Origin of the sequence: Rhodoferax sp., assembly GCF_028714215.1 — a bacterium.
Classification (GTDB): domain Bacteria; phylum Pseudomonadota; class Gammaproteobacteria; order Burkholderiales; family Burkholderiaceae_C; genus Rhodoferax.
Map to the genome: position 1 here is coordinate 58,331 of NZ_JAQTMS010000016.1, position 23,358 is coordinate 81,688.

At 61.9% G+C, this 23,358-nt stretch carries 20 protein-coding genes and 2 riboswitches; of the genes, 7 read left to right on the forward strand and 13 right to left on the reverse strand.

The genetic code is table 11. The features are described from left to right. Positions 1-20: 20 nt before the first annotated feature. Together PHS32_RS09650 and ipdC are read right to left on the reverse strand one after the other, a co-directional pair. Entirely contained in the window at positions 21-422 is a 402-nt protein-coding gene (locus PHS32_RS09650; protein ID WP_301078725.1) for a phage holin family protein, read from the reverse strand. A 72-nt stretch (positions 423-494) separates the two neighbouring features. Then, the gene (gene ipdC / locus PHS32_RS09655; protein ID WP_301078726.1) at positions 495-2,117 is read right to left on the reverse strand and encodes an indolepyruvate/phenylpyruvate decarboxylase; all 1,623 of its coding nucleotides are present in this window, start codon (positions 2,115-2,117) and stop codon (positions 495-497) included. 175 nt (positions 2,118-2,292) lie between these two features. On the opposite strand from ipdC, the gene PHS32_RS09660 reads away from it, so the two are divergent. After that, a complete protein-coding gene (locus PHS32_RS09660; protein WP_301078728.1) occupies positions 2,293-2,757 on the forward strand; it encodes a GNAT family N-acetyltransferase in 465 nt (154 codons plus the stop codon). Here PHS32_RS09660 and PHS32_RS09665 read toward each other — a convergent pair. The 3 genes from PHS32_RS09665 to PHS32_RS09675 all read right to left on the reverse strand — a co-directional run bounded on the left by PHS32_RS09665 (position 2,754) and on the right by PHS32_RS09675 (position 6,448). Beyond that, positions 2,754-3,872: a beta-ketoacyl-ACP synthase III gene (locus tag PHS32_RS09665; protein WP_301078729.1), complete on the reverse strand. Its 1,119-nt coding sequence runs from the start codon at positions 3,870-3,872 to the stop codon at positions 2,754-2,756. The two genes, PHS32_RS09660 and PHS32_RS09665, sit on opposite strands and share 4 nt — an antisense overlap. A 329-nt stretch (positions 3,873-4,201) precedes the next feature. Next, positions 4,202-5,893 (reverse strand): AMP-binding protein, encoded by a 1,692-nt coding sequence (locus PHS32_RS09670; protein WP_301078731.1) that lies wholly within the window; start codon positions 5,891-5,893, stop codon positions 4,202-4,204. Positions 5,894-5,977: 84 nt separating this feature from the next. Continuing rightward, positions 5,978-6,448, reverse strand: a complete 471-nt coding sequence (locus PHS32_RS09675) for an SRPBCC family protein (protein WP_301078732.1) — start codon at positions 6,446-6,448, stop codon at positions 5,978-5,980. A 257-nt stretch (positions 6,449-6,705) separates the two neighbouring features. On the opposite strand from PHS32_RS09675, the gene PHS32_RS09680 reads away from it, so the two are divergent. The 6 genes from PHS32_RS09680 to PHS32_RS09705 all read left to right on the forward strand — a co-directional run bounded on the left by PHS32_RS09680 (position 6,706) and on the right by PHS32_RS09705 (position 12,211). Further along, positions 6,706-7,662: a tRNA-dihydrouridine synthase gene (locus tag PHS32_RS09680; protein ID WP_301078733.1), complete on the forward strand. Its 957-nt coding sequence runs from the start codon at positions 6,706-6,708 to the stop codon at positions 7,660-7,662. A gap of 32 nt (positions 7,663-7,694) precedes the next feature. After that, positions 7,695-8,915, forward strand: coding sequence for a 6-phosphofructokinase (locus tag PHS32_RS09685; RefSeq protein WP_301078734.1), 1,221 nt, complete (start codon positions 7,695-7,697; stop codon positions 8,913-8,915). A 73-nt stretch (positions 8,916-8,988) separates the two neighbouring features. Continuing rightward, complete coding sequence (locus PHS32_RS09690; protein ID WP_301078735.1) at positions 8,989-9,447, forward strand: hypothetical protein; 459 nt, start codon at positions 8,989-8,991, stop codon at positions 9,445-9,447. A gap of 23 nt (positions 9,448-9,470) precedes the next feature. Then, positions 9,471-10,292, forward strand: a complete 822-nt coding sequence (locus PHS32_RS09695) for a DUF2145 domain-containing protein (protein WP_301078736.1) — start codon at positions 9,471-9,473, stop codon at positions 10,290-10,292. A gap of 78 nt (positions 10,293-10,370) precedes the next feature. Continuing rightward, entirely contained in the window at positions 10,371-11,288 is a 918-nt protein-coding gene (locus PHS32_RS09700; protein WP_301078737.1) for an SDR family NAD(P)-dependent oxidoreductase, read from the forward strand. Between the two features lie 242 nt (positions 11,289-11,530). Next, a complete protein-coding gene (locus tag PHS32_RS09705) occupies positions 11,531-12,211 on the forward strand; it encodes a PEP-CTERM sorting domain-containing protein (RefSeq protein ID WP_301078738.1) in 681 nt (226 codons plus the stop codon). A 55-nt stretch (positions 12,212-12,266) separates the two neighbouring features. Here PHS32_RS09705 and gcvP read toward each other — a convergent pair whose 3' ends face one another. The 8 genes from gcvP to PHS32_RS09745 all read right to left on the reverse strand — a co-directional run. Beyond that, positions 12,267-15,152: an aminomethyl-transferring glycine dehydrogenase gene (gene gcvP, locus PHS32_RS09710; protein ID WP_301078739.1), complete on the reverse strand. Its 2,886-nt coding sequence runs from the start codon at positions 15,150-15,152 to the stop codon at positions 12,267-12,269. A gap of 13 nt (positions 15,153-15,165) precedes the next feature. Beyond that, positions 15,166-15,537: a glycine cleavage system protein GcvH gene (gene gcvH / locus PHS32_RS09715; RefSeq protein ID WP_301078741.1), complete on the reverse strand. Its 372-nt coding sequence runs from the start codon at positions 15,535-15,537 to the stop codon at positions 15,166-15,168. A 48-nt stretch (positions 15,538-15,585) separates the two neighbouring features. After that, positions 15,586-16,731 (reverse strand): glycine cleavage system aminomethyltransferase GcvT, encoded by a 1,146-nt coding sequence (gcvT, locus tag PHS32_RS09720; protein WP_301078742.1) that lies wholly within the window; start codon positions 16,729-16,731, stop codon positions 15,586-15,588. 48 nt (positions 16,732-16,779) lie between these two features. Then, a riboswitch (glycine riboswitch) is annotated at positions 16,780-16,881 on the reverse strand. 9 nt (positions 16,882-16,890) lie between these two features. Further along, positions 16,891-16,994: riboswitch (glycine riboswitch) on the reverse strand. 5 nt (positions 16,995-16,999) lie between these two features. Beyond that, positions 17,000-18,277 (reverse strand): TRAP transporter large permease, encoded by a 1,278-nt coding sequence (locus PHS32_RS09725; RefSeq protein WP_301078743.1) that lies wholly within the window; start codon positions 18,275-18,277, stop codon positions 17,000-17,002. Next, positions 18,274-18,768, reverse strand: coding sequence for a TRAP transporter small permease (locus PHS32_RS09730; RefSeq protein ID WP_301078744.1), 495 nt, complete (start codon positions 18,766-18,768; stop codon positions 18,274-18,276). The genes PHS32_RS09725 and PHS32_RS09730 overlap by 4 nt, the downstream gene beginning before the upstream one ends. 93 nt (positions 18,769-18,861) lie before the next feature. Next, positions 18,862-19,833, reverse strand: a complete 972-nt coding sequence (locus PHS32_RS09735; protein WP_301078745.1) for a TRAP transporter substrate-binding protein — start codon at positions 19,831-19,833, stop codon at positions 18,862-18,864. 257 nt (positions 19,834-20,090) lie between these two features. Beyond that, on the reverse strand, positions 20,091-22,871 hold the full coding sequence (locus PHS32_RS09740) for a pitrilysin family protein (RefSeq protein WP_301078746.1): 2,781 nt from the start codon (positions 22,869-22,871) through the stop codon (positions 20,091-20,093). Between the two features lie 101 nt (positions 22,872-22,972). Further along, a partial coding sequence (locus PHS32_RS09745; protein ID WP_301078747.1) for a 4Fe-4S dicluster domain-containing protein occupies positions 22,973-23,358 on the reverse strand: 386 nt, incomplete at its 5' end.

Below are 23,358 nucleotides of genomic sequence, written 5' to 3' on the forward strand. Positions count from 1 at the left end.
ACTCCGTCCTCCCTGACACCCTACAGCCACAGGCCGCTGTGGGGCATCTGAATGGTTTGCGAGGGACTGCCGTCACCGACAAACAGGCCGATCAGGAAGCTCAGCAGCGAAATGAAAATACTGGCAAAAAAAGCGGTCCAGAAGCTTGTTACCTGGAAGCCTCTGACCAGGGAGGAGACCAGCAAGATCATCAAGGCATTGATCACCAGCAGGAACAGGCCGAAGGTCAGAACGGTCAAGGGCAGGGTCAGGAGAATCAGTAGCGGCTTGACGATGGCATTGGCAAAACCCAGCAGCAGCGCCGAGACGACCAGCGACGAGGTGTCGGCGAAGCGGATGCCCTGAAACAGGTGGCTGGCGAGCCACAGGGAGACGGCGGTGATGCCCCAATGCAGAAAGAAGGAAGGCAGGTTGTCCAGCATGTCAGAGGGTTTCGAGTTTGGTTGACCAGCAAGTGTTTCATCATACTTGGCAACGGAGCTGCCGCCCGCGTTTCATTTGACGGCATTGAGCCGTTTCACACCGGCGACAAAGCGCGCCAGCGTATCCGACAGCACACCACGCCCGATTGTGATGTCGATCAACTGGAAGCGTCCGCGCGTTGCCACCGCCCGGTCCAGTGCCGCCTTCAGTTCGCTCCGCGTGTTGACGCGCACACCGTCGCCGCCCAAGCCGGCTGCCATTTCGGCAAAACCCCAATGACCCAGGTCATTGAACGAGGACTCGGGCTGGAAGGTGCGCAGCATCTCCCAACTGGCGTTGTTGAACAGCAGCACGATCGGGTCCCAGCCGTAACGTTGGCAATTGCCCAACTCCCAGCCGGTCATCTGAAAAGCGCCGTCGCCGACCAGAATCAGCGGCCGCTGGCCGGTGGCGGCCTGCAGGCCCAGCCCGGCCGGCACGCCGAAGCCCATGGTCGCGTAATAGCCCGGCGCCACCAATGCCGTGTGCTCGATCTCCATGGCGGTGAACAGGCAGTCGCCCATGTCGGAGGCGATGGGCATCTTGCCGTGGGCCGCCATCAAGTCGTTGACCGCGGTGGCGATGTCGGTTGGCGCAATCGCCAGGGCGTCGGCCCGCAGAGCGTGCGGAAAGGACTGGCGTTTGATCGAAAAAGACTTTTCCTCGGGGGAGAGCCTCTCCAGCATGCGCTCGACCAGCGCCGGCAGCGGCAACTGGGCATAGGTGTGGTAACCGATGGTGACCTGGCCATCGAGCGCCTGTATCGTCTTGCGCATGTCGATCTTGGTTTCCGATACCGCGAAATTGGTGTCGCAAATGATCTCGCCGAGCAGGAACAAGCCGTCCGACCCTTCCACCAGTTGCGTTACCTCGGGGAAGCCGGCGACGCCCATGTAGGTGCCGACCAGCGGAGCGTTCTGGTCGGACAGCAGACCGCGCCCCATGAAACTGGTGACCACCGGCATGCCGAAGCGGCGCGACAACTGGGCCACTTTGGCTTCCAGGCCATAGCGGCGAACTTCAACGCCGGCCATCAGGACCGGCGCCTTGGCCTGGGACAGGCGCTCCAGAATCTCGTCGACACAGGCATTGAGCGCGTCCTGGTCCGGCGCCGGCGCCACTTCCGGCAGCACCGGCGCACAGGGCAGGGCCACCATGTCGCGCGGGATTTCGATGTAGACCGGCTCGGAGCGGCGCAAGCAGTTGGCCAGCACGCGGGCAATATCGGCCGGTGCGCGCTCGGCGTCATCCAGGCGCACCTGGTCGCAGGTGATTTCCTTGAAGATCTGGAATTGCGAATCGAGTGTCTTGGCCTGATGGTGCAGCAGCAATCCGGAGCGCGACTCGCCTTTGCCGGGGCCGCCGGACAACACCACCAGCGGCGACTTCTCGGCAAAAGCGGCGGCCACCGAATTGATCATGTTCAGCGCGCCGGCGCCATAGGTGACGGCGGCCACCCCCAGGCTGCAGTTGATGCGGGCCGAGGCATCGGCGGCAAAGCCCACCGCCGGCTCATGCGACAGCGTGTAGAGCGGCAGGATTTTGGATTCTTCGATGATGCGAAAGTAGGGCAGGGCGAAGTCGCCGGGGATGCCAAAGATCTGGCGTGCGCCGTGCGCCTTGAGGGCCAGCAGCAGGGATTCGGTGAGGTTCATGGGAGGCGGTTTCCGATTCGGTTGATGGGGAAATTATCAGGCCAAGGCAGCGCTGGAAAGAGTCGTCAAGGCGCTGTATTTGGCAGCGCCAAGCAGGTTTCATGCAAGGGCTTTGTTTGCGGCGACAATCCAGTTCCAATTTTTCTTATTCACGGGTTTTTCCCCAGCATTTTTCATGTCCAGTACCAGTACTTACGAAGTCCGGCCGGCAACGCCGCGCGATGCCAGAACGATTGCCGAAATTCATGCCAAAGCCAGCCAGGCCTACTGGCGCGAAGCCATCGAGTACTGCGAACCTCAGGTGGTGGTGGCGCTCGATGCCGGCGAAGTGGTCGGCTTTGTCGGCTTCGATCGCTCGCGCGACAAGGGCACGCCGCCGACCACCGGAGAAATCTGGGCGATCCATGTCGCACCAAGCCACTTGGGCAAGGGCGTCGGCCTGGCGTTGTGGGACGCTGCCCGCGAGGGTCTGCTGGAGGAGGGCTGCAACACCGTGACAGCGTGGCTGCCGCTGAGCAACGAGCGAGCCCTGCGCTTTCTTGAGCTGGCCGGTTTCAAACGCGAAATGTCCAGCATCAAGACGGTGCCCATGGGCGGCGTCAAGATCGAGGAAATCCGGCTCAAACGAGCTCTGAACTAGGTCCGGCGCAGCACCACACTGCCAATCGAGTAGCCGGCGCCGAAGGAGCAGATCATGCCCACTTCGCCGGCCTTGAAGTCATCGTGGTGGCGGTGAAAAGCAATGATGGAACCGGCCGACGCGGTATTGGCAAATTCGTTCAGAATGACCGGTGCCTCTTCCGGCGTGGCATCGCGTCCCAGCAGCTTGCGGCTGATCAACTGGTTCATGGCCAGATTGGCCTGGTGCAGCCAGAAGCGGCGCACATCCTGGGGCGTGAAGCCCAGGTCCGCCAGGTGCTTGCTCATGTGCTCGGCCGCCATCGGGCAGACTTCCTTGAAGACTTTGCGACCTTCCTGGTAGAACAACTGGTCGCGGTCCTCCGGGTCGCGGTCTTCGGCGCGCGACATGAAACCGGCGTTGTTGCGTATATTGCTGGAGAAAGTGGTCAGCAGGCGGGTGCCCAGCACCTCGAAGGCGCCGGCCGGCGCGTTTTCCAGGCGCTCCACCAGCACTGCGGTGCAGACGTCGCCGAAGATGAAATGGCAATCCCGGTCTTTCCAGGCCAGATGAGGCGAGGTGATTTCCGGGTCGACCACCAGGATGGCGCGCGCGGAACCGGGCTTGACTGCGTTGACCGCCATTTCAATGCCGAAAGTGGCCGATGAACAAGCCACATTCATGTCGAAGCCGAAGCCCTTGATGCCCAGGGCGGTCTGGATTTCAACCGCCATGGCCGGGTAGGCGCGCTGCATGTTGGCGGCGGCGCAAAAGACGCCGTCGATGTCTTGCGGCTGCTTGCCGGCGCGTGCCAGCGCATCGCGCGCCGCCGCCACGCCGATCTCGGCCATCAGCGAAATTTCGTTGTCCGGTCGAGCTTTCAGGCGCGGGCGCATGCGCTGCGGATCGAGGATGCCCGATTTCTCCATCACGTAACGCCGCTTGATGCCGGAGGCCTTCTCGATGAATTCGACGCTGGAGAGCGGGATGGCTTGGTGCGTACCGGCCGCGATGGCGGCGGCGTGGGTACTGTTTTCCTGCTCGGCAAAGCGGTTGAAGGCGGCTACCAGTTCTTCATTGGTAATGACCTCGGGTGGAATATAGATTCCGGTACTGCTGATGGCGACACGATGCATTGCGATGGTCCTGAAAAAAATTTATTGGCGGAAGTGTCCACGAGGCTGTGATTATCGGCTGACTAGGGCCTGTTCACCCTATTTTTACGAGTGCGAACGCGATGAAAAATGCGCCAATCAAGGCGCGTGACAACGGCAAGGCCGAGGCCTTGCCTAGGAGCGCAACGCCGAGTGGCACTTTTTTCATCCCGTTCCCTGCGGGTTGTGGCCAAAAAAACCATGCGCGGCATTGCAAAGCCTTGCCGGGGGCCAACCCCGGCGGCGTTTTGCGCTTTGCGCATGGCTTTTTTGACTCACAACGCATCTCGCAAAAATAGGGTGAACAGGCCCTAGTCCGCCAGCCAGATCACCGGCTTGCCGGCGTTGCTCCAGCTCTGGTATTGCCCGGCGAAAGCTTCTTCAATCCGGTTGCGTTTGACCTTGAGGGTGGGCGTCACAAAGCCGTTTTCCGGCGTCCAGGGCGTCGTGACGACCACCAGACAGCCCAGTCTTTCGTGCGGCTCCAGCCGCGCGTTGACCGCCTTCAGATGCAATTCGAGCGACTCGGTGAGCGCTTGTTTGGCGTCACCAGTGGCGCATCTGGTCACCGCGTCCTGCGACAGCATGACCAGTGCCAGCGGTTGTGCCAGGGCTGCGCCGGTCACGACGCAGGCTTCGATGTCGGGGTGCATGACCAGCAGGTCCTCGATCGGTGCCGGTGCCACGTATTTGCCCTTGCCGGTCTTGAAGATGTCCTTGACACGGCCGGTGATGCTCAGGTAGCCATCGGCCGCAATGTCGCCCTTGTCACCGGTGCGCAGCCAGCCGTCGGCGGTGATGGCGGCGGCGGTCTGCTCGGGCTCCCTGTAATAGGCTTTCATCAGCGCCGCGCTGCGCATTTCGATTTCACCGCTGTTGGGGTCTATGCGCTGTTCAACGCCGTCGTAGGGCAGGCCCACGGTGCCGGTCCGGGACGAGCCTGGCATGGTGGAATGCGAGATCGCGCAGTTCTCGGTCATGCCGTAGACCTCGATCAGATCAAGGCCCAGATCGCGGTACCAATGCAACACGTCGGCCGGCATGGGCGCCGCGCCGCCGGCCGCGATACGGCATTGATCGAGTCCCAGACCCTTGAGAATCTTGCGCCGGACCAGCCAGCCGATGAGCGGCAGAGCCAGCAGTCTTTTGAGTTTCGCGGCCGGCATTTTGGCGTGCACGCCTTGCTGAAACTTGACCCACAATCGTGGCACCGAGAAAAAGATGGTGGGACGCGCGCGCTGCAGGTCCTGCACAAAAGTGTCCAGCGCCTCGGCAAAAAAAATGTGCCCGCCATAGCGCAGCGAACCCTGTTCTATCAGCATGCGCTCGGCCACGTGGGCCAACGGCAGGTAGGAAAGATAGCGGTCGTCGCTGCTCATGCGCACGCGCCGCGTGGCGCTGGAGACACCCCAGGCAATGGTGTTGAAGGTGTGCACCGCACCCTTGGGCTTGCCGGTGGTGCCGGAGGTGTAGATGATGGTGCAAACGGATTCGCCATCGGGTGTTGGCGACTCCTGCATGGGCAGGCTGCTGGCGATCAGGTCGCTCCAACGCAAGGCCTTGATGGCGGGCGCCAGCGGCAGGGCAATGACTGGCAAGTCGGCTGCCAGGCCGGTCTGCAGATTGCCAATCTCATCCATCTTGCCGACAAAACAGGCGCGCGCCTCGCAGTGCGCCAGCACGTAGGAAAGCGCTTCACCGTTGAAGGTCGGATAAAGGGGAACGGAGACGTGTCCGGCCATCTGTATCGCCAGATCGGCCAGCACCCAGTGGGCGCTGTTTTTTCCGATGATGGCAACCCGGCTGCCGATGGGCCATGCCTGGGTCTGCAACCAGCTCGCCATGCGGCGTACCTGATCGCCCGCTTGACTCCAGGTGAGATCCTGAACGGCGCCGCCAGTGGTCGGTTGCGTCAGGTAGACCTGGTTGGCGCGCTGACGCTCCCAGCGGTAAAAACACGGCAACGGCAGGTCGCCGGCAGCTACGGCAATGGGAGTGGGCACGGGTCTCTCCGGTCAAAAAGAAGGTTTCATTCTGCTGAAAAGACGCCCACTGGCAAGGGTGTTGACCCTAGGTACCTCAGAAAATCAGACCTCGCCACCGAAGCGCTTGGTCAGGTTGGCGATGTACTGCTCTATCATTTTTTCAAACTCGGCTTCCACCACCGGCGCCACCACCATCTTCATCAGACCGGGCAGGGGAATGGTCAGCTCGCCATTGATTTGCAGCGCGATCAGGGTTGATTTTTTCTTGTCGGTAATCTTCCAGTTGCCCGACACCAGGGCATTGCCTTCGCCCTTGACAGGGGTCCAGACGACTGTGCCCTTGGCCTTGTTGGAGACGTATTTGGAGGCGTAGATGGTTTGCAGATTGATCTGGGCCAAACCAATTTTTGCCATTTCCCAGCGGTAGGTGCCGCCGCCGAGGTCGACCAGCTTGTCGACCTTGGGAAAGTGACTGGCCGAAGTGGGTACATCGGCAAGGACGTCGAACACGTCCGCCGCGCTGGCTTTGACTTCAAACTCGTAGCCAAGATCGATAGTGACGTTGATGGTCATGGGCAACTCGCAAATAAGGTGAAGGATGGATAAGGCCTGGCAGTCCGGCGCCCCATTTTCACGGGGGCGGTTCAAAGTATAGGTTGCATTTGAAATTCGCTCCCTCGATCGCCCGGGGCGATGGCGTGATAATAGCCCTGGTCTTCAGCCTGGCATCCGGCGTCCGGAGTGCCTCTTCCGGCGTGCAGATGAAGTGGCGGCTTGGCCGGCTGAACGGACCCTGATTCCCGCCCCCTGTTGCAACTCCCTCATTTGTCATGACCATTTATCTCGCGCCCATGGAGGGTGTGCTGGACTTTGTGTTGCGCGACATCCTGACCCGCGTCGGCGGGGTCGATCGCTGTGTCTCCGAATTCATCCGCGTCACGCATACCTTGCTGCCGGATCGTGTCTACACGCGTGCCGTGCCGGAGTTGCTCAATGGCGGGCGGACCTTGGCCGGGGTGCCGGTGCGGGTGCAACTGCTGGGCTCGGACCCGGTCTGTCTGGCGGAGAATGCCGCTCGCCTGGCCACCTTGGGCCCCGACGGTATCGACCTGAACTTCGGCTGTCCGGCCAAGGTCGTGAATCGCCATGGTGGCGGCGCCACCTTGCTCGATCAGCCGGAACTACTCAGTCGCATCATGTCGGCGGTTCGGCGCGCCGTGCCGGCCCAGCTGCCGGTTTCGGCCAAGATGCGCCTGGGCGTCAACGATGCTTCACGCGCGGTGGAAAGCGCGCTGGCGATCGAGGCCGGCGGCGCCAGCGAACTGGTGGTGCATGCCCGCACCAAGGCCGACGCTTACCGCCCACCTGTTTACTGGGAACGCATCGCCGACATACGTGCGGCCGTGCACATCCCGGTGCTTGCCAATGGCGATATCTGGAGCGTGCAGGACGCCTTGCGCTGTCGCCAGCTGTCGGGCTGCGACGGCTTGATGCTGGGTCGTGGCATGGTCAGCGATCCGGGGTTGGCGCTGGCGATCCAGGCCGCCGTGGCACAGCGCGAGCCGCCGCCGGGTGTGAGTTGGCAGATCCTGTTGCCGCTGATCGCCGATTTTTGGCGTCTGGTGTGCCTGCGTTTGGAGCGCCGCCAGCAGGCCGGGCGGCTCAAGCAGTGGCTCAACTTTTTGCGGCGTCGCCATCCCGAAGCCGAACTGGCCTATCTGGCACTGCGCGGCGTCAGTGAACCAGCGGCGGTCGAGCGCTGGTTGGCGGCCGCGCCCACGCGCTAAACTCGTCGCCAAATTCCCAAGGAGATTTTTTGATGGCATCCGGAAAAATACTTGTTGCCCAGGGCGGTGGCCCGACGGCCGTGATCAACCAGTCGCTGGTGGGCGTGGCGATGGAGGCGCGGCGCTTCGGCGCCATCGGGCGCATCTACGGCGCGCGCCACGGCGTGCGCGGCATCGTCAATGAGGACTTTGTCGATCTGACGCAGGAGACCCACCACAATCTGGAGTTGGTGGCCAGCACGCCGTCTTCGGCGCTGGGCTCCACCCGCGACAAACCGGATTTGGCCTATTGCCAGGAGATCTTCAAGGTCTTGCAGGCGCACCAGATCGGGCATTTCTTCTACATCGGCGGCAACGACTCCAGCGACACCGTGCGCATCGTCAGCGAGGAGGCGCGCAAAGCCGGCTACCCGCTGCGCAGCATTCACATTCCAAAGACCATTGACAACGACCTGGTGGGCAACGACCACACGCCGGGCTTTCCGTCGGCGGCACGTTTTGTGGCCCAGGCCTTCGCCGGCGCCAATCTGGACAACGCGGCCCTGCCGGGCGTTTATGTGGGCGTCGTGATGGGCCGTCATGCCGGTTTTTTGACGGCGGCGTCGGCACTGGGCAAGAAGTTCCCGGACGACGGACCGCACCTGATCTACCTGCCGGAACGGACCTTCGTGCTGGAGAAATTCCTGGCCGATGTGAAAAGCGTTTACGAGCGTTATGGGCGCTGTGTGATTGCGGTGTCCGAGGGCATTCACGATGCCTCGGGCGTGGCCATTGCCGCCTTGCTGGCGAAGGACCTGGAGCACGACGCCCATGGCAATGTGCAGTTGTCGGGCAACGGGGCGCTGGCCGATCTGCTGTGCGAGGAAATCAAGTCCAAACTGAAGATCAAACGGGTGCGCGGGGATACCTTTGGCTATCTGCAACGCTCCTTCATCGGCTGCGTCTCCGACGTCGATCAGCGCGAGGCGCGCGAGGTCGGCGAGAAGGCGGTGCAGTTCGCCATGTGGGGCGCGCGCGACGGCTCGGTGGCCATCAAGCGCACCGGGTTTTATTCGGTCGACTACGAGTTGCTGGCGCTCGATGCCGTGGCCGGCAAGACGCGCGTCATGGAAGACGAATTCATCAGCGCCAGCGGCACCGACGTGACCGATGCCTTCCGGCTCTACCTGCGTCCCCTACTGGGCTCCGGCATGCCGGATGCTTTCAGGTTGCGCCACAACCCGGTGGCCAAGGTGCTCAAGCCCGATTGCTGAAATCGCCGTGGTCGCCGCGCTTTGCTGTTGCAGGCCCGACTGGTTTTTGAATGACTCTCAGAAAGTAGCTCCCATGAAGAAAACCTTCGCTGCCTTGTCGATGGCAGCTTGCGTTTTATTGACCGGCGTCGCGGTTTCCTTTGACGCCAGGGCGCAGAGTGATGTCTCGGCCTTGAGTGCGGTGTCCGCCTTGCCCGTGGCCTCGGTGGTGGCGCAAACCAGCGTGGCCGCCGGGGCTGCGCTGGCGGTGCCGGCGGCGCTTTCCGGCGCCGGGGCGGTGTTGCTGGTCAAGGCAGTGGAAGTCTCGGCACGCGGTACCGTCTATGTGCTGGAGCGTGCTTCGGACGGTGCCCGTGTCAGCATTGAGGTGCTGGGCAAAGGGGTGGCCGGTGTCTCGGTGGCAGCTGGCACGGTGGTCAGTGTGGCGGTCATCGGCGCCGGGGTGGTGCTGTCGGTGGCGGGCCAGGCGATTGCCTTCCTGCCGAATCAACTGGGCCGCTCCCTGCTGTACAACCAGCGCGTCACGCCCTGAACGCAAACCGACGATCGGAAACGATGGTTGCCTTCAAAGTTCTGTGCGTAGCGGCCTCGCTGGCGCTGACGGGCTTGCTTAGCCCGCTGGCCCATGCAGGGCGTGCGTGTGATGCACCCCAGCCGTCCAAAGCCAGCACCATCGAACGGGCTCTGAACCTGGCCCAGCGCACCCTGCAGGCGCTGGAACGCAGCGGGGCGCAGGTGGTGGTGCTGGCGCGCGCCGGGCAAGACCTCAGCAAGTACGGTCTGCGTTATTCCCATCTCGGCCTGGCTTACCGCCAAAACGATGAGCAAGGCGGCCACGTGTGGCGCGTGCTGCACAAACTGAACCAATGCGGCACCGCCGAGTCGGCCGTGTACCGCCAGGGTCTGGGAGATTTCTTTCTGGACGATTTGTGGCGCTACGAAGCGGCCTGGGTGGTGCCTACCGCGCCGGTGCAGGAACGACTGCTTGCCTTGTTGCAGGATCAGCCGCGGGCCGTGCAGCTGCACCACAAACCCTACAGCATGGTGAGCTACGTCTGGGGTCAAAAATACCAGCAGTCCAACCAGTGGGCGATTGAAACCCTGGCGCTGGCCATGGCACCTGAGAACGGTATGGGCCGGGTGACGCGCCAACAGGCGCAAGCTTGGCTACAGGCCGAGGGTTACCAGCCAACGGCCTTGAATATTGGTCCCTTGGCCCGGCTCGGGGCGCGCGTTTCGGCGGCCAACGTGGCGTTTGACGACCACCCCAATGAGAAGCGCTTTTCCGACCGGATTGAAACCGTGACCGTGGATTCGGTGTTTGCCTGGCTGCCCCGTGCCGGCCTGGGGCAGCCGCCGGTAACCTTGTCACCATGAGTTGAAGAGGCCGTTGTGCGCCGTTGAGGCGACCGGCGCCCTTGCTGTAATTTGTCTTTTACTTTTAAGGAATGAAACATGACGATTGATTTCAAAGGCCGCGTGGCCATAGTGACGGGTGCTGGCGGTGGCCTGGGTCGAGCCCATGCGCTGGCGCTGGCAGCGCGGGGTGCCAAGGTGCTGGTGAATGACCTGGGCGGTACGCGCGACGGCTCCGGCGGCTCGGCCAGTGCCGCCGAGGCGGTGGTGGCGGAAATCAGGGCGGCCGGCGGCGAGGCCTTGGCCAACGGCGCGTCGGTGACCGATTTTGCCGCCGTGCAGGCCATGGTGCAGCAGGCCATGGACGCCTGGGGGCGTGTCGACATTCTGGTCAACAACGCCGGTATTTTGCGCGACAAGACTTTTGCCAAGATGGAACTGGCCGACTTCGAACTGGTGGTGAGCGTGCACCTGATGGGCGCCGTGCATTGCAGCAAGGCGGTCTGGCCGATCATGAACGCGCAGAAGTACGGCCGCATCCTGATGACCACGTCGTCGACCGGCTTGTACGGCAATTTTGGCCAGGCCAACTACGGTGCCGCCAAGATGGCGCTGGTGGGCTTGATGCAGACGCTGGCGCTGGAGGGTGCCAAGAACGACATCCGCGTCAATTGCCTGGCGCCGACGGCGGCCACCCGCATGACCGAGGGCTTGATGCCCGAGGCCGTGCTGGCGGCCCTGAAACCCGAGGCCGTGGTGCCCGCCATGCTGGTGCTGGTGTCACAGGAGGCGCCGACCCGTACCATTCTGTGCGCCGGTGCTGGTACTTTCGAGGCCGCTCACATCACCCTGACGCAGGGGATCTGGCTGGGTACCGATGCCCTGACACCCGAGCGTCTGGCCCAGCGTCTGGCCGAGGTCACTGACCGAGCCGGAGATTCGGTGCCCCAAAGCGGCGCCGCGCAAGGCAGCAACGAGGTCGGCAAGGCGCTGGAAAACGCCAAGCGGGCGGCCTGATATTGGCGCAATGCGGCTTGGGTGTGTGCAGTACAAGCGATAACCAGGCAGGGAGTTCTGCCGGCTCGCTTGACACTGTTGCGCGAAATGATCGGATACGGTGAATTGGTACCTATCTACCATGTTGGTGTAAAAAAACAGTAGAAAAATACTATTGAATATCGCCTCGCGACATCCGGTGGAGTGGTCGGGTTGTGGATAATCGGCGCTTTGCTGGAACTGGTCCGCCTTGAAAGTGCCCCATGAAATATCGCCCGCATAGCCTGTTCACCCTGACCCTGTTGGCCTCGCTGACGCTGGTCAGCGCTCCGTCACTGGCCCAAACGGCATTGGTCGCGGAAACCGGTACCGCCAGTGGTCAGACGCTGAATCTGCAGTTGCCGGTCTATCCTAGCGGGGCGCAGAACTACTTTACCGGGGCCCAGAACATCACGGTCGACGGCACTTCTTTTCTGGCTTTTTGCATTGATCCTTTCCAGTACTCTTCGGGATCTCCCAGCCAGTACAACGTTTCTTCCAGTTTGACTTCACTGCTGAGTGCCACTCAAGCGGCCGATGTCTCCAGGCTGTACTCGCAATCCTATGCCAGCACCACGGGCAACGCACTCAACAGCGCCGCCTTCCAGCTGGCGTTGTGGGAACTGGCCAACGACAATGGCGATCTGAGCAGCGGCAGCGTGCGGGCGACGAACCTGTCCAATGGTGCGGTGACGGCCGCCGGCAGCATGATCAACAATGCCCGCAACGGTGTCGCCGGTTCGACGCAATACACCTTCAACCTTTACACCAATCCGGCGCGGCAGGATTTTCTTGTCACCGTCAGCGCCGTGCCGGAGCCCGAAAGCTATGCCATGCTGCTGGCTGGTCTGGGTCTGATGGGCGCCGTGGTGCGGCGCCGCAAGCCATCCTGTGCGACGCTCTGACGGGCGCTTGCCGTGATAGAAAAAGGGGGCCGCGGCCCCCTTTTTCTATGCCTGCTCAGCTGCTGATAGGCACGCAGGAGGTGAACAGATTTCGGTCGCCGTAAACGTTGTCGACACGCCCCACCGGCGGCCAGTATTTGACCTGCTTCAGCGTGGCCAGCGGGAAGGCGCCGACTTCGCGCGAGTAAGGCCGGTCCCACGCTTCACCCAGCAGGGAGGCCGCCGTGTGCGGCGCATGCTTGAGCGGGTTGTTGTCTTGCGGCCAGGCCCCTTGCTCCACCTTCGCAACCTCGGCGCGGATGGCGATCATGGCGTCGATGAAGCGGTCCAACTCTTCGAGCGTCTCGCTCTCGGTCGGTTCCACCATCAGCGTGCCGGGCACCGGAAAACTCAAGGTCGGTGCGTGAAAACCGTAGTCCATCAGGCGCTTGGCGACATCCTCGGCCGAGACGCCATTGACGCCGCCGCTGCTCTCCTTCAGGGGCCGCAAATCCAGAATGCACTCGTGCGCGACATGCCCGTTGGCACTGGCGTACAGCGTCGGGTAGTGGTCCTTCAGGCGGGCGCTGATGTAGTTGGCGGCCAGAATGGCAACTTCGGTCGCCGCTTGCAGGCCGTCCGGACCCATCATGCGGCAGTACATCCAGCTGATCGGCAGCACGGCGGCATTGCCCAGCGGCGCTGCCGCGATGGCCCCGACGCCCTTTGACTGCAGGCGGCCGGTCGCATGCCCCGGCAGGTACGGCACCAGGTCGGCCACCACGCACACCGGCCCGACACCGGGGCCGCCACCGCCGTGTGGAATGCAGAAGGTCTTGTGCAGGTTCAGGTGGCTGACATCGCCGCCGAATTCACCGGGTGCCGCGACACCGACCAGCGCATTCATGTTGGCGCCGTCGACGTAAACGCGCCCGCCATGCGAATGCACCAGGGCGCACAACTCCTTGACGCTGGTCTCGAAGACACCGTGCGTGCTGGGGTAGGTGATCATCACCGCCGCCAGATTCTGGCTGTGCTGTTCGCACTTGGCTTTCAGATCGGCCAGGTCGACGTTGCCGCTGGCGTCGCAGGCGGTCACCACCACTGTCAGGCCCGCCATGTGGGCGCTGGCCGGGTTGGTGCCGTGGGCGCTGGACGGGATCAGGCAGATGTTGCGGTGGCCCTGGCCGTGGGCTTCATGGTAGGCCCGGATCGTCAGCAGGCCGGCATACTCGCCTTGCGAACCGGCGTTGGGCTGCAGGCTGATGCCGGCGTAGCCGGTGGCCTGACAGAGCCAGGCGCGCAATTGCTCATCGAGCTCGCGGTAGCCCTGGCGTTGATCCTGCGGCGCGAACGGGTGCAGCGCGGCAAACTCGGGCCAGGTGATGGGAATCATCTCGCTGGTGGCATTGAGCTTCATGGTGCAACTGCCCAGCGGAATCATGCTGCGGTCCAGCGCCAGATCCTTGTCGCTGAGCCGGCGGATGTAACGCAGCATGCCGGTCTCGGAGTGGTAGCTGTTGAACACCGGATGCGTCAAATAGCGGCTGCCGCGACGCAATTCGGTGGGCAACAGCGACTCGATGCCTTTCTCGAAGCTGCTGACCCTGGGCGGCGTTTGCCCGTCCTTGGCGAAGAAGGCCCACAACTGCTCGATGTCGTCGCGCGTGCTGGTTTCGTCCAGCGACACGCTCAGGCTGGTTGCGGACGCCAGCCGCAGGTTGGCGCGGGCGGCGACAGCGCGCGCCGCAATCGACGCCGTGGCGCCGGCAGTCTCGACGGTGAGCGTGTCAAAAGCGCTGGCATTGGCGATGGGGTAGCCCATGCCTTGCAGACCCCGGGCCAGCACGGCGGTGTAGGCGGCGACGCGCTGGGCGATGCGTTGCAGGCCTTGCGGACCGTGGTAGACCGCGTACATGCTGGCCACCACGGCCGGCAAGACTTGCGCGGTGCAGATGTTGGAAGTGGCTTTTTCGCGCCGGATATGTTGTTCGCGCGTTTGCAGCGCCAACCGGTAAGCCGGGTTGCCATGCACATCGACACTGACGCCCACCAGCCGGCCCGGCATCGAGCGCTTGAAGTCGTCGCGACAGGCCAGGTAGGCCGCATGCGGGCCGCCGTTGCACAGGGGCATGCCAAAGCGCTGGGTGGTCCCGACGGCAATGTCGGCCCCCAACTCGCCGGGCGGCGTGAGCAAGGTCAGCGCCAGCAGATCGGCCGCCATGATGACAACACCACCCTTGGCCTTGTAGGCCGCGATCAGGGTGCGGTCGTCGCGCACCACGCCGCTAACGCCAGGGTATTGCAGCAGCAGGGCAAAGCTTTCTTCGCCCAGCGCCTGGTCAGCCTGGCAAACCTTCACCGTGATGCCCAAGGGCCGGGCCCGGGTCTGGATCACTTCCAGCGTTTGCGGCAATACTTCGCGGTCGACCAGGAAGGTGGTCGATTTGCTTTTGCCGACACGCAAGGCCAGCGTCATGGCTTCGGCAGCGGCGGTTGCCTCGTCCAGCATCGAGGCATTGGCCATCGGCATGGCGGTCAGGTCACTGACCATGGTCTGGAAGTTCACCAGCGCTTCCATGCGGCCCTGGCTGATCTCGGCCTGGTAAGGCGTGTAAGCGGTGTACCAGGCCGGGTTCTCCAGAATGTTGCGCAGAATCACGCCCGGCGTGTGGGTGTCGTAATAGCCTTGGCCGATATAGCTCTTGAAGATCTTGTTTTTGGCGGCCATCGCCTTCAGCTCGGCCAGGGCGGCGGCTTCGGTCGCGGCCGCCGGGATGGCCATCGGGCTGCTGCGCGCAATGGAGCGCGGCACGATGCCGGCGATCAGTTCGCGGCGTGAGCCGGCGCCCACGACCTTGAGCATCAAGGCCTCGTCGGCCTGGTCCACGCCAATATGGCGGGCCATGAATTCAGCGCTGTTTTCGAGTTCGGCCAGGGGTTTGGCGGCTTGCATCAACATGAAGATTTCCTGCTTAAGCGTGGTCCGAAAAGGCGCTGTAACTGGTCTCGTCCATCAAGGCATCGAGCTCGGCGGGGTTGGCCAGCTTGACCTTGAAGAACCAGCCGGCGCCCAGTGGGTCGCTGTTGGCCAGCGACGGGTCGGCGCGCAGGGCTTCGTTCACTTCGGTGATTTCGCCGCTGACCGGCATGTAGACATCGGCCGCCGCCTTGACCGACTCGACGACGCCGGCAATCTCTTTGGCGGCAATGGCTTTACCGATTTCGGGCAGGTCCACGAACACCACGTCGCCCAGGGCATCCTGCGCGTGGTGGGTGATGCCGACGGTGGCGTTGGCGCCGTCAACTTTGATCCATTCGTGGTCGGGGGTGTATTTGATTGTCATGGGAATTTTCCAAAAGTGAAGTCAATGAAATGAAATGAAACAGAGCAATTAACCACGGTAATAGCGGGTCGGTACAAACGGCATGGCCACCACTTCCATGGGCACCGGTTTGCCGCGCACGATGGCATTGACCTTGCTGCCCAGGGTGGCGTACTCGGCTGCCACATAGCCCATGGCTACCGGCTTGTCGATGGTGGGGCCAAGCAGGCCGCTGGTGACCTCGCCAATGCGCTGGCCGTTCAGGTCTTGTAGCTCGGTGTGCTCACGTACCGGAACGCGCTCCAGGGCCAGCAGGCCGACACGTTTTCGGGCCGGGGCATCGACGCCACCGGCCAGTTGCGCCAGTATTTTGGCGGCACCCGGGAAGCCACCGGCACGTGCGCCGCCGGCACGCCGTACTTTTTGCATCGCCCAGTTCAAACCGGCTTCGACCGGCGTGGTGCCGTTGTCGATGTCGTTGCCGTAGAGGGGCAATCCGGCTTCCAGGCGCAGCGAGTTGCGCGCCCCCAGACCGATCGGTTTGACTTCCGGCTGTGCCAGCAGTGTCTTGGCCAGCGCCTCGGCTTGCGCTTCGTGCACCGAAATCTCGAAACCGTCTTCGCCGGTGTAGCCGCTGCGCGTCAGGAAGACGTCAATACGCTCACTGCCGGCCTGCACGGTGAAGTAGCCGCCGGTCATGAACACCAGTTTTTCGACCCCCGGCGCCAGACGCGACAAAGCCGTTACCGCCTGCGGTCCTTGCAGTGCCAGCAGCGCCCGTTCGGGCATCGGAATGACCTGGCAGCGCTGGCCGATCCGCGCCTGGATGTGCGCGATATCGCCCACCTTGCAGGCGCCATTGACGATGACGAAGATGTCTGCTTCGCGCTTGAAGAACATCAGGTCGTCGATGATGCCGCCCGCGTCGTTGAGCAGCAGGCCGTAGCGCTGCTTGCCCACCGGCAGGTCGATCACATCGACCGGCAGCAGGCTCTCCAGGGCCGCTGCCGCATCGGCTCCGACCAGGCGCAGCTGGCCCATGTGGGAGACGTCGAACAGGCCGGCGGCACTGCGTGTGTGGTGATGCTCGGCCATCAGGCCCATCGGGTACTGCACCGGCATGGAGTAGCCGGCAAACGGCACCATGCGGGCGCCCAGCGACACGTGCAGGTCGTTGAGCGGTGTTTTCAAAAGGTTGTCAGGCGTGCTGGCCATCGGCGGACTCCAGTGGGGGCAGATTAAATTCCATGACCAAAGCCATGGGCTAGCCCCGCTGTCCGCTTTACCTGAGAGATTCGCCTGGCGATGCAGGTTTGCTCCTTCGGTGGGCCGCATTCAATGCGGCCTCTCTCCAGTGGGAAAACGTCTTTTGCAAAACGCGTGTCAGTCCTTTTGCCTGAGCGTTCACAGCCTGCCTCAGCAGGCTCCTGCGCCTTCGGCGGCACCTGCGCGCAAGTGCTCTCTCCTGACCCGGTGGATTCTACTATTTCGCGTAGACCAGATCGCGCAAGGTGAGCGAAAGCGCCGGCACATAGGTAATCACCATCAGGCAGGCCAGCACCACCAGGACAAAGGGAATCAAGTCCTTGATGATGCGGTCCAGCGAAATGCGCGCCACCGTGCAGGCGGCAAACAGGTTCACGCCGAACGGCGGCGTGATCATGCCCAGTGCCAGATTGACCACCATCACCAGGCCGAAGTGCACCGGGTCAATGCCAAAATGCATGGCGACCGGTGCCAGGATCGGCGCCAGCACAATGATGGCGGCGCTGGTCTCGATGAACATGCCGATCAGGAACAGGGCGGCATTGACGCCCAGCAGGAAGTAGGCCGGTGTCTTCAAGACCTCTTGCAGCCAGTGACCGATCGCATCGGGCACACCGGCGCGCGTGATCAGGAACGCGAACAGCCCGGCGTTGGCAATGATGAACATGATGACCGCGCTGGACATCACCGACTTGCGCAGGATGATGACCAGATCCCTGAATTTGATTTCACGGTAGATCAGCATGCCCACCACCAGCGCATAGAACACCGCCACCGCCGAGGCTTCGGTCGGGGTGAAGACGCCGCCGTAGATGCCGCCCAGAATGATGACCGGCATCAGCAGTGCCCAACCGGCTTGCAGGGTGGCCTTGCGAAAGCTCAGGCGGCCGTCGCCGTCGTTCTTGCCCCAGCCCTTGAACTTGCAATAGACAAAGACAAACAGCATCAAGGCGCCGCCTATCAGTATGCCGGGGCCGAAGCCGGAGATGAACAGCTCGCCGATCGAGACTTCGGCGCTGACGCCGTACAAGATCATCGGAATGGAGGGCGGGATGATGACGCCCAGTTCGGCGCTGGTGGCCTGTAGGGCCGCCGCGTAGGTCACCGGGTAGCCGTGCTTGATGAGCGCCGGAATCAGCACCGTGCCGATGGCAAAGGTGGTGGCCACCGAGGAGCCCGAGACGGCGCCAAAAATCATGCAGGTCAGGACGCAAGTCATGGGCAGGCCGCCTTGCACGCCGCCGACAATGCTCTTGGCAAATTCAACCAGGCGACGCGAAATGCCGCCGGTTTCCATGATGTTGCCGGCCAGGATGAAAAACGGAATCGCCGCCAGCGGGAAACGGTTGATGGCGTTGAACATTTCCTTCACCGAGATCAGCATGTGGGCGTCGCTGGCCTGCATGCCCATGATCGAGGCCAGGCCAATCGAGACGGCAACCGAGACGGTGAGTGCGAAGCACAACACCATGGTTGTCAACATAACTAGGGTCATTGCGCGGTCTCCAGTTCCAGGCGCTGCGGATCGATCAGGTTGCCGATGATGCCGATGATGGAAAAAACACCGCCGACCGGCAGTGCCAGATAAGCCCAGAACATGGTCACGTCCTCCAGCCCAATGACGGTTTGCACGCGCCCCCGCTGGGCGTAGTCCCAACCCCACCAGATGATGATCAGGATCAAGGTCAAAGCGGCGCCGCTCACCAGGTAATCCAGCACCCGCTTGATTCCGGGCGGGCTCCAGCGGTAAAGCACATCCACGCTGACCATGGCACCAACGCGAAAGGCGGCCGGGATGCCCATGAACACCATCCAGATCAAACTGAAGCGGATCAGCACTTCGGTCCATTCGGCGGGGGCCTCGACGACGAAGCGCATGACAATCTGGAACAGGCCCAGACTGGCCGCCAGCGCCATCATGGCGCAGGCCACCGCCATGGCAAAGCCGGTACTGTAGTGTTCTATTGTGAGAAAGGTCTTTTTCATCGGCTGTCCATGGACTTTAGGAACAAAAACGCCCGTCGGCTGATTCGACGGGCGTGAAAGCTACCAAAATAGTAGCGATCGTCATTCCGACGGTTATTTGAAGTTGCGGATCTTGTCGATGTTGGCTTTGCCGAACTGCTTTTCAAACTCGGCGTTGACCGGGCCTAGTGCGGCGACGAACTTGGCCTTGTCGACGTTTTCCACGACGTTCATGCCCTTGGCGCGCAGGTCCGCCACGCCACTGGCATCATCCGCATCGACGCGGGCGCGGTTGGCTTGGGCGGCTACTTTGGCGGCTTCCAGGAAGGCTTTTTTATCGGCGGCCGACAGCTTGTCAAAGCTGGCCTTGTTCATCAGAAAGATGCAGGGCGAATAGACGTGGCCGGTCAGGCTCAGGTATTTTTGCACCTGGTCGAACTTGGCCGACATGATGACCGACAGCGGGTTCTCCTGGCCGTCCACGGTGCCTTGTTGCAGCGCCGTGAACACTTCCGGGAAAGCCATCGGCGTGGTGATGATGCCAAAGCCCTTGTAGGCGGCGACGTGCACCGGGTTTTCCATGGTCCGCATCTTCAGACCCTTGAGGTCCTCCGGTGTATTGACCGGACGCTTGCTGTTGGTCATGTGGCGAAAGCCGTTCTCGGCCCAGGCCAGTGCCTTGAAACCCTTGGGTTCGAACTTGACCAGCATCTCCTGGCCGATCGGGCCGTCCAGCACGGCGCGCGCGTGTGCCTTGTCGCGAAACAGGAAGGGGATGTCGAGAATTTTGGCATCGGGAACGAAGTTGGGTATCGGGCCGGTGGATGTCAAAGTCAGCTCCTGGGTACCCAGTTGCACCGCCTCGACCGATTCACGCTCGCCACCGAGCGAGCCGTTGTAAAAGGTTTGCACCTTGTAGCGCCCGCCGGTGCGTTTTTCGACCTCCTTGGCGAAGGTGTCAATGCCGACGCCCTGGTGCGAATTCTGGGAAGTCGAGATACTGATTTTCATGACGGTCTGGGCGGACGCCGAGGCGACGAAGCCCACTGCCAGCGTCAAACCGATAAGCAATTTGGAAAGTTTCATGGGGAGTCCTTCAAGGGTTGGAGAAAGGGCTGATTCGCTGCGTGCAACGAGAGTCCGTCCGGCCAAGGTTTAATGGCTAATTTTTCGACTTTTGATTATGCACGGATGTTGAATCCCGCTGCATTGGGGTTTTCGCGCACATGCTGGTGGCGATCTGTCCTTGTACCAGTCCGGTAGGCGACAGCAGTAGCCCGGACAACCGCTGCCGGTGACGACAATGTTCGTGGATGTCTTCCTTGACGGAAGGCGCATCAAAATCACCTGATTTTGGATTTATCGCCAAAAACTCCCCACACCAGTTTCTCGGGTTTTACGTATTTGCGCCACACTGCGTTGATCTGCTCATCCGTCAGCGATCCAATCAGTGCGTCGTTTTTCTCACGGCCGTCTTTCGGGTAACCGAATTCCAGTTGACCCCGCATGAAACCCATGGCCCAGCCGTCGCCGGACCTCGCACGCAGGCGATCTGCGAGAAGTTGATGCTTGAAGGTTTCGACCTCGGCGGCAGTGAAGCCATCGCTGAGCGTGCGCGTCAATTCTTCCTGTAGCGCCTTTTCTGCCGCGCTGACGTTTTGCGCTGCCACGTCGGTGGTCAGGTAAACATTGCTGTTGCGTTCATAGGAATCGACGTTAAAACCGGCGCCAGGGTTGTAGCTTAGGCCTTCGGTTTCGCGCAGGCGACGCCACAGGCGCGAGCCCGGTCCGCCACCCAAAATCCGGCTGCCAAGAGCCAGCCCGAAGTAGTCCACTTCCATACCTTGCTCCGATACGGGAACCGAATGGATGGCGCGCAAGTTGACGCTGTTCTTGCCGGTGTTGAACACCAGCCGCGCCGGCGGCGCATCAATCAATGGGCGTTCGACGCGACGCCACGGCTCCGGGGCCTGCCAACCGTCCAGTGCCGCCGCGATGGTCTGCTGGTATTCCTTTACGTCCACCGGTCCCAGTAGCCGGACTTGTGCGTTCTGCGCACCGTAAAACCGCCGGTAGAACTGGTAGACCTGATCGCGCGTGACGGTCTTGACTTCCAGCAGCCAGTCTTCCAGTGTGTAGCTGTAGCGGGGGTCGCCCTTGAGGTAGGCGTTGCCGTAGCGGAGCCAGGCGTTGTTGGCTTGAGCCGACGAGTCTTTGATACGACCTTCAATGTTCTTGATCCAGGCGCTGCGCATCTCTTCAAACTCGTTCTCGGGAAAATTGGATTCTTTCAGCAGTTGGACTGCGAGTTCCAGCGCCGGCTTGAAAGTATCCATTTTTGCGGTCAGTGACAGGCTGCCTCCGGTTTGGCCGAAGTTGACGCTCAGTTTGGCGCCCAGCTTGCTCAACTCGTCCTGGATCTGCTGTCGCGTCATTTTTGGTGTGCCCCTGAGCAGCATGACGTTGGCCATCGAGCCAGCGACATTTTGGTTCTGAAGCGAGTCCAAAGTGCCGAATTTCAACGTGATGATGAATTGAACCAGATCGCCGCGCACGGGCTTGGACAGGATGGCGGTTTTGACGCCGCCCGGGGTTGCTGCAAACATGACCTTATCGTGCAAGGATGGAATGCTGAAATCAAACGCAACCGATGCCTGCCCCTTCTCGCCCAGCGCATAGCCTTGTAAATAGGCCGCTACATCCGGCATCAGGGTCGCCGGTGCGCGCAGCGGTTTTTGGGTCGGGATCAGGTGGCCCAGGGTGCGGTTGTCGGGTAGCAGGTAAGTGCGCGCGACACGGTTGACATCGTCCAGCGTCACGGTTTTCAAGCGTTCGCGCGCCACAAAAACGGCACGCCAATCACCTGCCACCTCCATCGTCATGGCACCATCAGCGACCGCCGCCGCGTTCGCGAATCCCATTTCCAAACCTTTATCGAGTTTGGTTTTGGCGCGCTCAAACTCATCTTGCCGGATCGGTTCCTTGGTCAGGTTCTCGACAATCTCCAGTAGCAGTTTCTGGCGCGGACCGGCTTCGTCTTCAGGGCCGAAAAGCGTGCCAAAAACGATGGCACCGCCCTCACGCTGTGCGCCAGCGACGGCAACAGCGGTTTGTGCCAGCCTGGATTCAACCAGGGCCTTGTGCAGACGGCCCGAGGGTGCGTCGCCCAAAGCCGTGGCCAGAACGTTCAGCGCAACGCTGTCCGGGTGCAGTGCTGCCGGTGTGTGGTAGCTCACCATGACGAGCTGGTTGGCTGCGGGTCGGCGCACCATGACGCTGCGCTCGCCATCCTGTGGCGGCTCCAGGGTATACGTTTTAGGAATGGGTGTTTCCGGCTTGACCAAAGAGCCCAGCGACTGCAGGATGCTCAGCAGGGTTTTGTTGACATCAAACTTGCCGGCGACGATGAGCACCGCATTGTCGGGACGGTAATGGCGTTTGTAAAAATCCTGCAGTTTGGAAATATCGACGTTTTCGATGTCGGACTTGGCACCCATGGTGGTCTTGCCGTAGGCGTGCCACAGGTAGGCTACTTGTGACATGCGTTGCGCCAGTGCCTGGAGCGGATTGTTTTCCCTGAGATCAAATTCGTTGCGTACCACGGTCATTTCGCTGTCCAGGTCTTTCTTCGCGATGAAGCTGTGGACCATGGCATCGGCTTGCCAGCCCAGGTACCAATTGAGCGATTCCTGACTGGAGACAAAGGTGGCGAAGTAGTTGGTTCGGTCCGCGGTAGTGGTGCCGTTGAAGGTAAAGCCGCGTTTGCGGAATTCGGCTTTCGGATCGGCTGTTGTGGGTGTGCCCTTGAAGACCAGATGTTCCAGCAAATGCGCCATGCCGGCTTCGCCATAGCCTTCGTGCCGGGAACCCACCATATAAGTCAGGTTGACGGTGACCCGGTCGTCTGCCAGATCGGGTGCCAGCAACACCTTGAGACCATTGGCCAGCCGGTATTCGGTGATGCCTTCCACGGCTTGCACCCGCGTCACGCCAATGGGGACTTCGGTGACTGCCGCGTCGCTGTTGGCGGATTGCGCATGGGCCAGTACGACAGCGCAGGCACCGAGCAGAATCGTTGCCGTGCTCTTTGCCGCCCAGCTTCCAGGCTTGTTTGGATAAACCATTTTTGCCTCCCTTTTGGGCGGAAGCATAACCGATCAAGCCCTACAGTTGCCGCAGCGCTGGGGCGCCCGAAGCAAGGCAGGCCCGCAGCAGCATGGGGGCTCTACATCCCAGCGTAATTAGGCCCGCCACCGCCTTCAGGTGTAACCCACACAATGTTCTGCGTCGGGTCCTTGATGTCGCAGGTCTTGCAGTGCACGCAGTTGGAGGCGTTGATCTGCAAGCGGTCCGAGTTGTCCTCGTTCTTGACGAATTCATAGACACCGGCCGGGCAATAGCGTGCCTCCGGTCCGGCGAATTTCGCAAGGTTGACAGCCACCGGAACGGACGCATCCTTCAGGGTCAAATGCGCGGGTTGGTTTTCCTCATGGCTGACGTTGCCGATGAAGACACTAGAGAGGCGGTCGAACGTCAGCTTGCCGTCGGGCTTGGGATAGACGATGGGCGTGCATTCGGCGGCCGGCTTGAGATAGGCGTAGTCGGGCTTGT